Annotated in this window: 16 protein-coding genes and 3 tRNA genes; 10 read left to right on the forward strand and 9 right to left on the reverse strand. The window is 33.0% G+C overall.

What is annotated here, in order from left to right; all coding sequences use genetic code 11:
* Positions 1 to 166 precede the first annotated feature (166 nt).
* Positions 167 to 598, forward strand: a complete 432-nt coding sequence (locus tag JJQ60_RS11935) for a hypothetical protein (RefSeq protein WP_201920032.1) — start codon at positions 167 to 169, stop codon at positions 596 to 598.
* Positions 599 to 675: 77 nt separating this feature from the next.
* Complete coding sequence (locus JJQ60_RS11940) at positions 676 to 1,314, forward strand: DUF7677 family protein (protein WP_201920035.1); 639 nt, start codon at positions 676 to 678, stop codon at positions 1,312 to 1,314.
* Positions 1,315 to 1,420: 106 nt separating this feature from the next.
* Here the strand turns inward: JJQ60_RS11940 and JJQ60_RS11945 are convergent, their stop codons facing one another.
* Positions 1,421 to 2,143 carry a hypothetical protein gene (locus JJQ60_RS11945; RefSeq protein WP_201920038.1) on the reverse strand — a complete coding sequence of 241 codons (723 nt, stop codon included), beginning with the start codon at positions 2,141 to 2,143 and terminating at the stop codon, positions 1,421 to 1,423.
* Between the two features lie 464 nt (positions 2,144 to 2,607).
* On the opposite strand from JJQ60_RS11945, the gene JJQ60_RS11950 reads away from it, so the two are divergent.
* Positions 2,608 to 3,066 (forward strand): hypothetical protein, encoded by a 459-nt coding sequence (locus tag JJQ60_RS11950; protein WP_201920040.1) that lies wholly within the window; start codon positions 2,608 to 2,610, stop codon positions 3,064 to 3,066.
* Positions 3,067 to 3,115: 49 nt separating this feature from the next.
* Here JJQ60_RS11950 and JJQ60_RS11955 read toward each other — a convergent pair.
* The 3 genes from JJQ60_RS11955 to JJQ60_RS11965 all read right to left on the reverse strand — a co-directional run bounded on the left by JJQ60_RS11955 (position 3,116) and on the right by JJQ60_RS11965 (position 3,484).
* Positions 3,116 to 3,199: transfer RNA gene (locus JJQ60_RS11955), tRNA-Leu, on the reverse strand.
* Between the two features lie 66 nt (positions 3,200 to 3,265).
* A tRNA-Lys gene (locus JJQ60_RS11960) sits at positions 3,266 to 3,338 on the reverse strand.
* Positions 3,339 to 3,411: 73 nt separating this feature from the next.
* Positions 3,412 to 3,484, reverse strand: a tRNA-Lys gene (locus JJQ60_RS11965).
* Positions 3,485 to 3,615: 131 nt separating this feature from the next.
* On the opposite strand from JJQ60_RS11965, the gene JJQ60_RS11970 reads away from it, so the two are divergent.
* Positions 3,616 to 4,137, forward strand: a complete 522-nt coding sequence (locus JJQ60_RS11970; protein ID WP_201920043.1) for a shikimate kinase — start codon at positions 3,616 to 3,618, stop codon at positions 4,135 to 4,137.
* Here the strand turns inward: JJQ60_RS11970 and JJQ60_RS11975 are convergent.
* Entirely contained in the window at positions 4,129 to 4,629 is a 501-nt protein-coding gene (locus JJQ60_RS11975; protein ID WP_201920046.1) for a phosphoribosyltransferase family protein, read from the reverse strand. The genes JJQ60_RS11970 and JJQ60_RS11975 overlap by 9 nt on opposite strands.
* Positions 4,630 to 4,730: 101 nt before the next feature.
* On the reverse strand, positions 4,731 to 5,129 hold the full coding sequence (locus JJQ60_RS11980) for an RNA-binding S4 domain-containing protein (protein ID WP_201920048.1): 399 nt from the start codon (positions 5,127 to 5,129) through the stop codon (positions 4,731 to 4,733).
* Positions 5,130 to 5,220: 91 nt separating this feature from the next.
* On the opposite strand from JJQ60_RS11980, the gene JJQ60_RS11985 reads away from it, so the two are divergent.
* On the forward strand, positions 5,221 to 6,192 hold the full coding sequence (locus tag JJQ60_RS11985; RefSeq protein ID WP_201920051.1) for an FKBP-type peptidyl-prolyl cis-trans isomerase: 972 nt from the start codon (positions 5,221 to 5,223) through the stop codon (positions 6,190 to 6,192).
* Positions 6,193 to 6,242: 50 nt separating this feature from the next.
* Here the strand turns inward: JJQ60_RS11985 and JJQ60_RS11990 are convergent, their stop codons facing one another.
* The 3 genes from JJQ60_RS11990 to JJQ60_RS12000 form a co-directional block, all read right to left on the reverse strand.
* Positions 6,243 to 6,824 (reverse strand): outer membrane beta-barrel protein, encoded by a 582-nt coding sequence (locus tag JJQ60_RS11990; RefSeq protein WP_201920054.1) that lies wholly within the window; start codon positions 6,822 to 6,824, stop codon positions 6,243 to 6,245.
* A gap of 162 nt (positions 6,825 to 6,986) precedes the next feature.
* The gene (locus JJQ60_RS11995; RefSeq protein ID WP_201920056.1) at positions 6,987 to 7,940 is read right to left on the reverse strand and encodes a transketolase family protein; all 954 of its coding nucleotides are present in this window, start codon (positions 7,938 to 7,940) and stop codon (positions 6,987 to 6,989) included.
* Positions 7,941 to 7,961: 21 nt separating this feature from the next.
* A complete protein-coding gene (locus tag JJQ60_RS12000; RefSeq protein WP_201920059.1) occupies positions 7,962 to 8,807 on the reverse strand; it encodes a transketolase in 846 nt (281 codons plus the stop codon).
* Between the two features lie 176 nt (positions 8,808 to 8,983).
* Here JJQ60_RS12000 and tgt point away from each other — a divergent pair, with 176 nt between their 5' ends.
* From tgt to dnaB, 5 genes are all read left to right on the forward strand, one after another.
* A complete protein-coding gene (gene tgt, locus JJQ60_RS12005; RefSeq protein WP_201920061.1) occupies positions 8,984 to 10,114 on the forward strand; it encodes a tRNA guanosine(34) transglycosylase Tgt in 1,131 nt (376 codons plus the stop codon).
* A 1-nt stretch (position 10,115) separates the two neighbouring features.
* Positions 10,116 to 11,186, forward strand: a complete 1,071-nt coding sequence (locus tag JJQ60_RS12010) for an LptF/LptG family permease (RefSeq protein ID WP_201920064.1) — start codon at positions 10,116 to 10,118, stop codon at positions 11,184 to 11,186.
* A complete protein-coding gene (locus JJQ60_RS12015) occupies positions 11,173 to 12,105 on the forward strand; it encodes a DMT family transporter (protein ID WP_201920066.1) in 933 nt (310 codons plus the stop codon). Before JJQ60_RS12010 ends, JJQ60_RS12015 begins: the two co-directional genes overlap by 14 nt.
* Before the next feature lie 53 nt (positions 12,106 to 12,158).
* Positions 12,159 to 13,112, forward strand: a complete 954-nt coding sequence (locus JJQ60_RS12020) for an acetyl-CoA carboxylase carboxyltransferase subunit alpha (protein WP_201920069.1) — start codon at positions 12,159 to 12,161, stop codon at positions 13,110 to 13,112.
* Positions 13,113 to 13,280: 168 nt separating this feature from the next.
* Positions 13,281 to 14,825 carry a replicative DNA helicase gene (dnaB, locus tag JJQ60_RS12025; RefSeq protein WP_201920072.1) on the forward strand — a complete coding sequence of 515 codons (1,545 nt, stop codon included), beginning with the start codon at positions 13,281 to 13,283 and terminating at the stop codon, positions 14,823 to 14,825.
* Positions 14,826 to 14,831 lie beyond the last annotated feature (6 nt).

The following is a 14,831-nucleotide window of genomic DNA, read 5'->3' on the forward strand; positions in this document are numbered from 1 at the left end:
CATAAAAAAAACTGCATGAAACACACTTTTTTATAGGTGATATATGGTAAAGAAAATTTCATTTGAATACAAAAATGGAATTTTTGTATATTTAACAATAACTATAAACTGCTTTAGGTTGTTGGAATACTTTAAAGCAATACATTATTATCGTTAAAATATAACTATGAAAAAAGTAATTGTTTTTTGCATTACTCTAGCGCTATTTGTTTCCTGTAAGTTCGGAGAAAACTCAAAAAACGGAAACAACAATGATGAGAATTTTACAGTACCCAAGGAGTTAAGAACCATACAAGGTACTGTAGTAGGTGAAAAAAAGAAAAAAATCGCCTTTGCTGCAGTAAAACTTTATCTTGATGATAACGATTGTATGAGTGCTTATACTGATGATAATGGTTTTTTTGAATTTAAGGTCGACGAATTAAGAATCAAAGATCAAAGTCATTTTGAAATCGTCTACAAAGGTTACGCTGAGAACTTATTGTCCATACGTAATTATGATGATAATAAACCAATTGTACTCAGTAAAAAAGGAAAAGTAATTCCTGCGGCAGATTACCATGTTTTTTATGAATCTATAAAGAGTTGTAATAACTAACAAACGGAGTTCTTCTGATTCTTTTTTTGATAGATATATATACCCAAAACTTCGCTCTATAAAATAATACGTATACCATGAATCCATTTGATGGTAGAAAAGGAAAAAGGCTGCCATATAGTATTGTGTCAGATATAAGGTTTTTTGCTTTTTATATAGGTAATGAAACTATTCTTGCATCAAGAAATTGTCACAATATCAATGTCGTTTTTGAAACTTCCGATGCTTTGGGAAATATGTATGCAATAAAACTATTTAAAACGTATGATGAGGTAGGAAATTCCCCAAATACTAGTGAAGAAATACCCTCTGATAAAAACAGTACAGATCTTATTGTAGAATATGTACAGGAGCTAAAAGAGAAAAATAAGTGTGAAGACTTGTTATTGCCTTTTAATAAGTTTCGGTCTCGGAATAAAGAGAATTGGAGAAATGTGATCGTACGATTTTTTAATGATTTTGGTTTAAGAGATTTGAAAGAAAAACCTTTGATGGAGTTCAATGATGATTATGCCGATGGTGTAATAAATGAAGGGAGTCCTTTGGAGCAATTAACAGCGATTTTTTGTAATGTACTACGTTTTGATGAAAAATATGACGTAATCAATGAAGAATGGACAAGGTATAGAGCAAGTCAGTACATTCGTTATTATAATGATGACTCTTATCAAATAACCCCGCCTTTAAAAGAATGGGAAACCATACTCTGGTTATAAGTTTTATGATTACGATTTCAAAATTTATCCAAGATCACTATACCGCAGCATTCTCAAAAATAGATGACCCTTCTCTTTTTCGGTAATTATATTTAAAAATAGGCGTTTAATACTTTTTTTTAATATATTTTGTATACTTGGATTTAGCGATAATAGCTTCAATTCTGTTATTGCTTCCATAGGGTGAAGACACGAATAAATAATTATGGTTTTTACCAAAAACCATAAAATGATCTAACCTTGTCTTCATATTTTGCAAACGCCAGCTTAGTACTTTTTTATTCTTGATTTTAATTCTTTTTATAGCTCCTGAGATTTGAAAAAGCTCATGATCATTGACATATTGTCTAATTTTTGCTTTTACCTTGCGTTTTGTTTTTTTAGGTAACACAAATAGAGTAGAAAGATTGGGGTTTCTAGAAAATGAACTACTAAGAGGATGATACATTAAATGATTCTCTTTATGTAAATATTGCTGATCCTCAACTGTTGATAAAACATCGGTTATTTTTTGGGGAATTGAAACCTGCTCAGGATGCTCTATGATGCGTTGTACCTCTTGCGTGATTGGTATATTGTTGGGTCGATGTGCTTCTTTTGTAGTAAATCTAATCACGTCATTTGACTTAAAAAAATATCCCAATTTGTTATCACTCGTATTTTTAAGAACTTCAATAGGACCTGAAAAATAAATCTTAAGTTCTTCGTTGCTATAGGTGTGTTTAATTATTGAATCATTTGTATTGAGTTGATTCTCTTCTTTTTGTGAGAATAATGCACTGCTAATACATAGCAAGGAGATTGAAAAAAGTAATTTAATCAGCTTCATTTTTTTTGATGTCAAGGCTATGATTTATAGAATTTGTTAGAGTGATATTATTACAAAGATACTACAGATTAAATGAGGTAATTTATACTTTTATTTATCATTTACATCAATTTTGGTGCAATTATAATGTATTTAAAGGTAAGAATAATGGCATATCAAGAACTAATAGAAGAACAATATATTTTTCAGTAGTTTCTTAATAATTGGGTGATGAGATGTACAAAATGGAAAATTTAATTCGTATAAATACTGAAACTATATTAAAAAATGAAATGTGAGATGTTATTGATTATGATGTTATCAAAACATCAGTTTTTGCCTTTGGGATTAGGGTGTGCTTTGTAAAATAAGTATTGAATATCATAGATCAATTTCGAAACTACTATCTTTATTGTAAGAAGAAACTTAGAAATTTTGTTGTTGAAAACCGGGTGTTGATAATCAAAAAACGTTTAATAAATTGTATGTCAAATTCTGAAGAGTATATCTCTGTTTATGAGGCTTGGGAGATGAATGGATGCAGTAATCAATCGGTTTTTGATTGTGTAGATGAGGTAATCAAAAGTTATGAAATACCGGATCACCTTGAAGTTGCGTTTAAAATAAGCCGAAAAATATTATGTACTAAAGGAAAAGTTGATGCCAATGATTTAGAATTAGTATCGCATGAAACTCAGACCTTGTTTAAGAGGTTAGGTATGGAGTTTTTTGATAATCAACCCAAAAGTTCAGGAGACATAAAAGTAGATATTTTAAATGGTGTTGCTTTAAACTTATTAGAATTATGTAATGAATGGCAATATTTCTTATATGGTTTTATTTTTGAAGCTTTAGAAGAGCTACTAATTTTGAAAGGTGAGGGTAAAGAAAAAATTCAGAAAAATTTTATAAGAATAATAGTAAACAGGGGCAATAAGAATTAGCACAGGTATCTTGATAATTTATAGATAGAATACTTTGTGAAGTAAAAAGTGCCCAGAGCGGGAGTCGAACCCGCACGCCCTAATGGACACATGGCCCTCAACCATGCCTGTCTACCAGTTCCAGCACCTGGGCATTAGAAATACACTACAATATAGCGTAAAAGTAAAAAAGTATCACAGATACTGCGATACTTTTTTGTGACCTGGCTGGGGCTCGAACCCAGGACCCTCTCCTTAAAAGGGAGATGCTCTACCAACTGAGCTACCAGGTCAATGATAACTGTATTATCAAAATATTTTAAAAGAACCTAATAAACAATCACTATAACTATTTATTATTTTTTGTGACCGGGCTGGGGCTCGAACCCAGGACCCTCTCCTTAAAAGGGAGATGCTCTACCAACTGAGCTACCAGGTCATGCATTTTTTGCTTCAATGCGGGTGCAAATATACTATCATTAATTTATTTTTCAAGAAGAAATTGATATAAATTTGTGTTTTATTTAAAATGATATTTCTTTTGCGGGATATCTACCTAATTTTAGCAATATGAATATAGTTTTGATGGGATATATGGGAAGTGGAAAATCCTTGATTGGCAGTAACTTGTCAAAAAAAATGAAGATGGATTATCTAGATTTGGATGATTATATAGAAAATCAAGAAAAAAAATCTATTGCAAAAATTTTTGAAGATCATGGTGAGATTTATTTCAGAAAAAAGGAATCATTCTATCTAAATGAGGTTTTAAACACGTATAATGATACCATAATTTCTTTAGGAGGAGGCACACCATGTTTTGCTGGTAATATAGAAATGATAATAAATAAAGACCATGTTAAAAGTATTTATTTGCAAACATCTCTTGACGAACTGACAAACAGACTTTTTGCTGAAAGAAGTAAACGTCCTTTAATTGCACATTTAGAATCTTTAGAAGATCTTAAAGATTTTATTCGAAAACATGTGTTTGAGAGGTCATTTTATTACAATCAAGCCGATTATAAAATTACAACAGATCAAAAGCAAGTCGATCAGATAACAGAAGAAATTACTTCTTTATTATTTTAAAATGGCAAGATCTTCTTCTCCAAATGTGACTTCAACATGTTCATGAAGAGAGGTGGATAATGAAATTCCTTTAAAATCTGCTTTGATAGGATATTTTTTATGATTCCTATTTACCAAAACGGCTGTTTTAAATCTAGTTAATGGAACATTTAAGAAATGATTTACTCCGTAGATTAATGCAGTTCCAGAACTTAGAACATCGTCTGCCAGAACCAGAGGTTTATTACTATATTCTTCAGCTTTAATAGATGTTTTTACGGTATTCTGTGGAGATTTTTTATTCATAATAACCTCACATAGTATAACTTTAATATCTGAAATATCTTCCACGATGTTTTTTAACCGTTGTGCTAAAATATATCCATTTGTTGCTATGCCAGCAATTACAATTTCTTTTTCATTAACGTTGGTTTCATATATCTGATATGCAATACGCTTTATTTTATGTTGTATTTGTTCATGGGTTAAGATAATATTAGAATCAGTTTGCATATTTCACCTACTTTTTAAGCGATTTTGATATTTCAAATATATGAAAGAGTTTGTTACCGATAATTAGATTTATAGAATTATAAAATATAACCTAACTAATTTTATTCTTCGCTATCATCGTTGTCTTCTGTCGGCTTTTCAATAAACCAATCATCAATATCTCTTCTATCTTTTTTAGTAGGCCTTCCTGTTCCTTTTTTACGATAATAGTCTTTTGAGTATTTTAAAAGGTCTAATTTTTGCAACGATTCAGTTGGCGTAGTGTCTTTACGATATATATCGACTAATTTTGCGCCAATTCTATTATCGGGTGTGTCAAGTACCACAAGTTCATAATTAACTTGATTTTTGCGTACTGTAATTTTATCCATAGGATAAATTTCTCGAGAAGGTTTTATAAGGTCTCCATTTACACGAACTTTACCTTCTTTACATGCCTTGGTGGCGATACTTCTTGTTTTGAAGTATCGAATACACCATAAATATTTGTCAACTCGCATAGAAAATGGTTAAAATGCGTTTTTATATTATAAAATTGTTAAACAAAAGTACAAGAAAATTGTATCTTGCGCCTTCAAAAATGGAATCATAATGAATTTGAAAAAATATATTTTTACAGCTATAATCTTAACTGTAGTTTTATATGCTTGTAATAATGATGATGATGGCAGTCTTATAGAGGCTGAACCTGTAAGAGATCGAGCAGAACAACAGGTTACTGATGATGCTCAGTTGGTTGAATATCTCAAAACACATTTTTTTACTACTGTTGATGTAGATTTGAATGATGACACGGTTATCGATTACCAAACGGCAATTTTGGATACCATAGCAGGTGATAATAGTGGTGAAACTTCTATTATGGACTCAGGAAAACTGATCACAAAAGAGGTTACTTTTGCCGATACAAAATATAAATTATACGTTTTAAATATCGACTCTGGAAGAGTAGATAAGCATGTGCCAAAATTTGCTGATTCTACATTGGTTACCTATAGAGGAGAATTACTGTATAATAGTACTCCTGTGTTTGATAGTGCCGCTACTCCTGTATGGTTTGATTTGACTACTTTGGTACCTGGTTTTAGAGAGGCTATGGTTGATTTTGGAGAGGCCTCTACTATTGATATTGATATGGTAGATGGTACTTTTACTGCTACCGGTTTTGGTCATTTAATTGTGTTTATGCCATCGGGTCTTGGTTATTTTGCGGGTAATGGTCCAAGTGGAAGAATCCCATCGTACTCTCCATTAATTTTCAATATTCAATTATATAGAGTAAATGAGTCTGATCATGATAGAGATGGAATACCTTCGTACTTAGAAGATTTAGATAATGATCGTCTTGTAGCAGATTCAGATGATAATACAGATGGAGATCAATTTTCAAATTATAATGATGCAGATGATGATAATGATGGTGTATTAACCAGAGATGAAATTACGGTTACAATTATTAAAAACGATAGTATTACGACCTTGGATGAAATTACTTTTTATGATGATGATGGAGACGGTATCCAAAACCATCTGGATCCAGATGATAGGGAAGTGAAAAATTAATACATAAAAAAACTCCGGTAAGTACCGGAGTTTTTTTTATTTAAAATATACTATAGATCTACTGCTATACCTAAAATAAGTTGGTTGGGTCTTGAGTCTACTCTAATCCCTTCATTTGATTCAGCTCGATTTTTGCTCAAACCGCGCTCATAGCGTAAATCCAAATTAATACGTTCCAATTGTATGCCCGCTCCAAATTGTACACCAACGGTAAATTCGTTTTTAACATCACCAAGTCGTACATCTTCAAGATCATTTTCTACAATATATTGTAAAGCAGGACCTCCAAAAACATGTATCGGGCCTAGGACAGATATCCCTAAAAGGATTGGCAAATCCAATTTCTTTATATTATAATCGAGATCTACACCTCCCAGTTTATATGTACTGTTGTTTACAGTGTATTGCAATTCTGGTTTTAGGTATATTTTATCGGCAAGTTTTCCTCTTAAAAAAACACCTAAATGGTAGCCAACACGATCTTCTGCACTTATATTGAAAAGGTCTGCTCCTTCAATTCTACCATTATCTCCATAATTTAAACCAGCCTTTACTCCAAAAGTTATTTTATTTTCTTGAGCAAGCAAAGTGCAATAACCAAAAAGAACTAGAAATACAAATATGTTTTTCATCGTATAAAAATTAAAGATTAATAAAATAATTGTTGATTTTGGTATACAGGCTAGTCTAATAAAAACGTTTATGTTTGTTTTTTATTTTTTTTGAAACCTTAAAAAAATGAAAAGCCTTCAGAATTAAATCCTGAAGGCTCTAAAGTGTAGAAAGTAAATATATTATTTTCTTTTCATAACATTTTGTACGGCATTAATAATAGCCTCTGCATTTAAGCCGTATTTTTCCATAAGTTGATCAGGTGTTCCACTTTCTCCAAAAGTATCTTTGGTTGCAATAAATTCTTGTGGTGTTGGATGATTAACTGCTAAAACTCTAGAAACACTTTCTCCTAATCCACCTAAGAAATTATGTTCTTCGGCAGTTACGATACATCCTGTTTTCTTAACAGAGTTTAAAATGGCTTCGTCGTCAAGAGGTTTTATAGTATGGATATTGATTACCTCTGCACTAATTCCATTTTCATGCAATGCTTCAGCAGCTCGTAAAGCTTCCCATACCAAGTGACCTGTAGCAACAATAGTAACATCGGTACCTTCTTGTAATAAAACAGCTTTTCCAATTTCAAATTTTTGATCTTCTGCAGTAAAATTCGCTACTTTAGGTCTCCCAAATCTTAAATATACTGGTCCAACATGATCTGCTATTGCAATAGTAGCAGCTTTGGTTTGGTTATAATCACAGGTATTAATTACTGTCATGCCTGGTAACATTTTCATTAAACCTATATCTTCTAGTATTTGATGCGTAGCTCCATCTTCTCCAAGTGTTAAACCGGCATGTGATGCGCAAATTTTAACATTCTTACCACTATAAGCAATAGATTGACGAATCTGATCGTATACTCGTCCTGTTGAAAAGTTAGCAAATGTTCCTGTAAACGGAATTTTGCCACCTACAGTCAATCCTGCTGCTATTCCCATCATATTAGCTTCTGCAATTCCTACCTGAAAAAAACGTTCTGGGTTATTAGCAATAAAAGCATCCATTTTTAACGAACCAATTAAATCAGCACAAAGCGCGACTACATTTTCATTGGTTTTGCCTAATTCTTCCAAACCAGCTCCAAAACCTGAACGAGTATCCTTTTTTCCTGTATCTATATATTTTTTCATTTCTTTTTTAATTTGGATAAATTAGTAATCGCCTAAAGTTTCAGGATTTTGAGCCAAGCCAATTTCTAGTTGCTCATCATTAGGAGCTTTACCATGCCATGCATGAGTGTGCATCATAAAATCTACTCCATGCCCCATAACGGTGTGCATTAGTACGCATACAGGTTTCCCTTTTCCAGTTCTACTTTTAGCTTCATTAAGACCTTCTATTACTGCCGTAATATTGTTTCCGTCTTTGATTTCCATGACATCCCATCCAAAAGCTTCAAATTTACCTTTTAGACTTCCCATAGGAAGAACATCATCAGTAGATCCATCTATTTGTTGTCCATTGAGATCTATAGTCGAAATTAGGTTATCTACCTTTTTTCCTGCAGCATACATAATAGCTTCCCAATTTTGTCCTTCTTGCAGCTCCCCATCACCATGCAAACTAAATACAAGATGATCATCATTGTTTAGTTTTTTAGCTTGAGCAGCACCAATAGCAACAGACATGCCTTGACCTAAAGATCCAGAGGCAATTCGAACACCTGGCAACCCTTCGTGTGTGGTAGGGTGACCTTGCAATCTACTATTGATTAACCTAAAAGTATTTAATTCTTCTACAGGAAAATATCCACTTCTAGCTAATACGCTGTAGTAAACCGGAGAGATATGACCATTGGATAGGAAGAAAAGATCTTCTCCAATACCATCCATATCAAAATCACCTTTTCGTTCTAAAACTTCTTGATATAGGGCGACAAAAAACTCTGTACATCCTAAAGAACCTCCTGGATGACCAGAATTAACCTTGTGGACTTGTCGTAGAATATCTCTACGAACTTGCGTTGCAAAATCCTCTAATTGTTTTGTTTTTGGCATTATAATGCTGATTTCTTGATAATAAAGCCCCAAAAATACAGGTTTTGAATACGGTGGCAAAATGTATAAGCAGCTTTTAATTAAGAAAGAGATGTTAATAACGAAAAGTTTTCGAAAATCTATGTTTATCAATGTGGTTTTAGTTAGTTATCTTTGCGCTCTATTAAATGTAAATTATGCAATTCGACCTTTTATCCAAAGATCCTCAAAGCAAAGCAAGAGCTGGTAAAATAACCACGGATCATGGTGTTATAGAAACTCCAATTTTTATGCCGGTAGGAACTGTGGCGACTGTAAAAGGAGTTCATCAAAGGGAACTAAAAAATGATATTAACCCTGATATCATATTAGGAAATACTTATCATTTGTATTTAAGACCCCAAACTCCGATTTTAGAAAAAGCGGGAGGGTTGCACAAGTTTATGAATTGGGATCGTAATATTTTAACCGATAGTGGAGGGTATCAAGTATATTCTCTATCAGCTAATCGAAAAATTAAAGAAGAAGGAGTAAAATTTAAATCCCATATTGATGGCTCTTATCATGTATTTACTCCTGAGAATGTAATGGAAATACAACGTACTATTGGTGCAGATATCATTATGGCCTTTGATGAGTGTACCCCTTATCCTTGTGATTACCATTATGCTAAACGCAGTATGCATATGACTCACAGGTGGTTAGATCGTTGTATGCAACATTTAGAAAAAATACCTGTTAAATATGGGTACGATCAGGCCTTTTTTCCGATAGTGCAAGGAAGTACCTATAAAGATCTTAGGATACAATCTGCAGAATATATCGCAAATGCTGGCGCTGTTGGTAATGCAATTGGTGGGTTGTCTGTAGGAGAACCTGCAGAAGAAATGTATGCTATGACAGAAGTAGTTACAGATATTTTGCCAGAAGATAAGCCCAGATATTTAATGGGAGTAGGTACTCCAATTAATATTTTGGAAAATATAGCACTGGGCGTAGATATGTTTGATTGTGTAATGCCTACTCGTAATGGCCGCAATGGAATGCTATTTACAGCCCATGGAACGATTAATATTAAAAATAAAAAATGGGAAGATGACTTCTCGCCAATAGACGAAATGGGAATTACATATGTAGACACAGAGTATTCTAAAGCATATTTAAGACACCTTTTTTCAGTAAACGAAATGTTGGGAAGACAAATAGCAACCATTCATAACCTAGGTTTTTATTTATGGTTGGTTCGAGAAGCTAGAAAACATATCTTAGCTGGAGATTTTTATACTTGGAAAAATATGATGGTTAAACAAATGGATAAAAGATTGTAGATTGAAAATATTAGATTGGTACATACTTAAAAGATATTTGGGAACTTTTTTCACGATGATTCTGCTATTTATTCCTATAGGAATTATAGTAGATCTTTCAGAAAAGATAGACAATATGTTAGAGCATAAAGTTCCTGTAAATGCTGTTATAGGATACTATTTAGATTTTACAATATACTTTGCAAATTTGTTATTCCCATTGTTTGTGTTTTTATCGGTAATTTGGTTTACCTCAAAACTTGCCAATAAAACCGAGATTATAGCCTTCTTAAGCTCTGGAGTCTCTTTTTGGAGGTTTTTAAGACCTTATATGATTGGAGCAATTATTATATGTGTTGGAGCGTTGGCTATGGGATTATTTTTAGCTCCAAAAGCAAGTCAGGGTTTTAACGAGTTTAAATATTCATACCTTAAAAAAGGGAAAAAAGTACAAGAGACTAGGAATGTTTATCGACAGGTTAATGATAGTATATTTTTGTATGCTAATAATTTTAAGCCCCTTGAGAAATCTGCAACTAATTTTACATTAGAATATTTTAATGGAAATGCTCTGGATACTAAGATTTCAGCCAGAAGAATTACATTTAAAGATAGTATTTACGAGTTAAAGGATTATGTAAAACGTAAGGTATTGGACGACAGGGATATTATAGAAAGAAGCCCGGTAAAAGACACAATGCTGCCATTTAATATTGATGAGTTTACTCCCGTAACCTATGTAGCAGAAACACTTAACTATACACAGCTAAGCGAGTTCATCGAAAAAGAAAGTAAAAGAGGCTCTTCAGATATAAATAGGTATAAAGTAGTAGCATATAAACGTTGGAGTATACCCATTTCGGCATTTATACTTACTATTATAGGTGTGGCTGTATCTTCTATGAAAAGAAGAGGAGGGATGGGTGTTAATCTTGCAGTAGGTATTTCATTGGCATTCGTTTTTATATTTTTTGACAAAGTACTAGGAACTTTAGCAAATCAGTCTGATTTTCCGCCAATTGTAGCGGTTTGGTTTCCTAATATTTCTTTTGGGATTTTAGCTATTTATCTGTTATATAATGCTAAGCGCTAAACTTCAGAATTATCTACATCTACACTTTATTATTTTCGTATGGGGGTTTACTGCCATATTAGGAGAATTAATTTCTATAGAAGCTATTCCGTTGGTTTGGTACAGAATGCTACTAGCCTCTGGGTTTATTTATGTATACATTTATTATAAAAGAATTTCGTTAGCAGTATCTAGAAAGTTATTCCTTACGCTTTTTTTTGCAGGAATTATTATTGCATTGCATTGGATTACTTTTTTTGCTGCGATAAAAGTTTCTAATGTATCAATAACATTAGCAATGCTATCAACTGGGGCATTTTTCACCTCGATTCTTGAACCGATTTTTTATAAAAGAAAATTAATCTGGTATGAGGTTGTATTTGGGATATTGGTAATTTGTGGGTTGTATATTATTTTTAATGTTGAAGGAAATTATGTTTTAGGCATTATTTATGCCTTATGCTCTGCATTTTTATCATCCGTTTTTTCATTAATTAATGGTAAGATGGCACAACAATACAACCCATCAATGATTTCTTTTTATGAATTGTTAAGTGGAGTAGGGGTAATTACATTGTATTTGGTTGGGATAACTTTTATAGGAAAAGAATTTGAAGGGTTTACCATTTCCTTTTTTCAATTGTCAATATCAGATTGGATGTATTTATTGATCTTGGCATCTGTGTGCACGGCATATGCATTTATAGGTTCGGTACAAGTAATGAAGTATTTAAGTCCATATACAGTAATGCTAACCATTAATTTAGAACCTGTTTATGGTATTGCACTGGCATTCTTCATTTTTGGGGATACAGAAAAAATGAGCCCTCAATTTTATTATGGAGCAATGCTCATTTTTTGTACTGTAATACTGAATGGAATCTTCAAAAATGCTAAAAAAATAAAAAGAGCATCCACTTTAGGTAACAATACGAAGTAAAGTTTTTATATTTGTCAGCTAACCCTAGTTAATAATAAATTATATTCTTGATTATGGAATATTTAGAATTTGAACTCCCTATAAAAGAGCTTAAAGAACAATTTGATAAAGCTTGCGCCATTGGTGAAGAAAGCGAAGTTGATGTAACAGATACCTGTAAGCAAATCGAAAAGAAACTTAAAGAGACTAAAAAAGAAATATATAAGAATCTTACTCCTTGGCAGAGAGTACAGTTGTCAAGGCACCCGTCAAGGCCTTATACTCTTGATTATATCGATGCTATTTGTGGGGAATCTTTTTTAGAACTACATGGAGATCGCACCGTAAAAGACGATAAAGCAATGATTGGTGGTTTAGGTAAAATTGGAAATCAGAGCTTTATGTTTATTGGTCAACAAAAAGGATACAATACCAAAACACGACAGTATCGTAATTTTGGAATGGCAAATCCCGAAGGATATCGTAAAGCACTTCGTCTGATGAAAAGTGCAGAAAAGTTTAATATTCCTGTGGTAAGTTTTGTTGATACTCCTGGTGCATACCCTGGTTTAGAAGCTGAAGAAAGAGGACAAGGAGAGGCGATAGCCAGAAATATTTTAGAAATGACACGCCTTAAAGTACCTATAATTGTTGTTATTATTGGTGAAGGAGCTAGTGGTGGAGCATTAGGAATTGGTGTTGGAGATAAAGTATTAATGTTAGAAAATACGTGGTATTCTGTTATCTCTCCAGAGTCTTGTTCATCAATTCTATGGCGTAGCTGGGAGTTTAAGGAGCAAGCTGCTGAAGCTTTAAAACTTACGGCAACAGATATGAAAAAACAAAAGCTCATTGACGAGATAGTAAAAGAACCATTAGGAGGAGCGCATAGCGACCGCGAAACTACATTCAAAACAGTAAGAGATAATATTTTATCATCTTTTGATGAATTAAAAAACTTATCACCAGAAGATTTGATGGAAAAACGTATGGATAAATATGCAAGCATGGGAGTCTTTAAAGACTAACCCCTAAAAAATCACTTATTACCTTAATCTGAAGTTTTTAACTTCAGATTTTTTTATACTTATTAACAATAAAAATTACTTATTAACAGTTCATTTGTTGAAGAACGGTGGACATTCGTATCTTTGTAATTGAGTAAATCTCTTTACAATTTTTTTACATTCGTGGTTATGGAAAAAGTACAGCAAGCTCAAGAAATAAGTTACGGTCGGGGGAACGTAATATCGCTTGAGAAAGGAAAAATACCTCCTCAAGCCGTTGATTTAGAGGAAGTTGTGCTCGGGGCAATGATGATTGATAAGAAAGGGGTTGATGAAATTATTGATATTCTTAATCCAGATGTTTTTTATCGAGAAGCGCATCAATACATCTTTGAAGCTATATATAAACTCTTCGAAAACTCAGAGCCAATAGACTTATTAACGGTTTCTAGCCAACTAAAGAAGGATTCTAGGTTAGAACTCGCTGGAGGAGACTATTACCTAATCCAACTTACGCAAAAAGTAGCATCTTCGGCGCATATAGAGTTTCATGCGCGTATTATTCTTCAAAAATATATTCAACGTAGTTTGATTAAAATCTCGAATGAAATTATTGAAGAGTCATATGATGAAACTACTGATGTTTTTGATTTGTTGGATATGGCAGAATCCAGGCTGTATGAGGTTACTCAAGGTAATATAAAAAGATCGACAGAAACAGCTCAGAGTTTAGTAATTCAAGCTAAGAAAAAAATACAGGAAATATCAAACAAAGAAGGACTAAGTGGAATACCGTCAGGTTTTGATAAATTGGATAGATTGACCTCGGGGTGGCAGCCAAGTGATTTAATCATTGTGGCTGCCCGTCCGGGTATGGGAAAAACGGCGTTGACATTATCTATGGCAAGAAATATGGCTGTTGGTCAAAATATTCCGGTAGCATTCTTTTCTTTGGAAATGTCATCTGTACAGCTGATAACACGTTTAATTTCTTCAGAAACAGGGCTTTCTTCTGAAAAATTGCGTACAGGAAAGCTTGAAAAACATGAATGGGAACAACTTAATGTAAAAGTTAAAGACTTAGAAAAAGCTCCATTATTTATTGATGATACTCCATCATTATCGATTTTTGACCTTAGAGCAAAAGCACGACGATTATCTTCTCAGCATGGCATCAAAATGATTGTTATTGATTATTTACAGTTGATGACCGCAGGAGGAACGGGTAAAAATGGTAATCGTGAACAAGAAATTTCTACCATTTCTCGTAACCTTAAAGCCCTAGCAAAAGAACTAAATGTTCCAGTAATTGCGCTATCTCAGCTTTCTCGTGCTGTGGAAACTCGTGGAGGTAGTAAAAGACCTTTACTTAGTGATCTTCGTGAATCTGGAGCAATCGAGCAAGATGCCGATATCGTATCATTTATTTATAGACCAGAATACTATAAAATTGATGAGTGGGATGATGAAGAAAGATCTCCTACACAAGGACAAGGAGAATTTATTGTGGCCAAGCACCGTAATGGAGGTTTAGACAATATAAGGTTAAAATTCATTGGTCACTTAGGTAAATTTGATAACTTAGATGATTTCAGTACTCCTTTTGAGTTTCATTCTAAAATGAATGAAGGGGAAGAAGATGATCCGTTTAGTACCACTCATCTTCCTAGTGCAGACGAGGCTTTTGGGAGTAGTATAAATGATTCTAGTGATGATGACGAAGTTCCTTTCTAAAACAGA

It is taken from the genome of Aquimarina mytili, assembly GCF_016735115.1.
GTDB lineage: Bacteria > Bacteroidota > Bacteroidia > Flavobacteriales > Flavobacteriaceae > Aquimarina > Aquimarina mytili.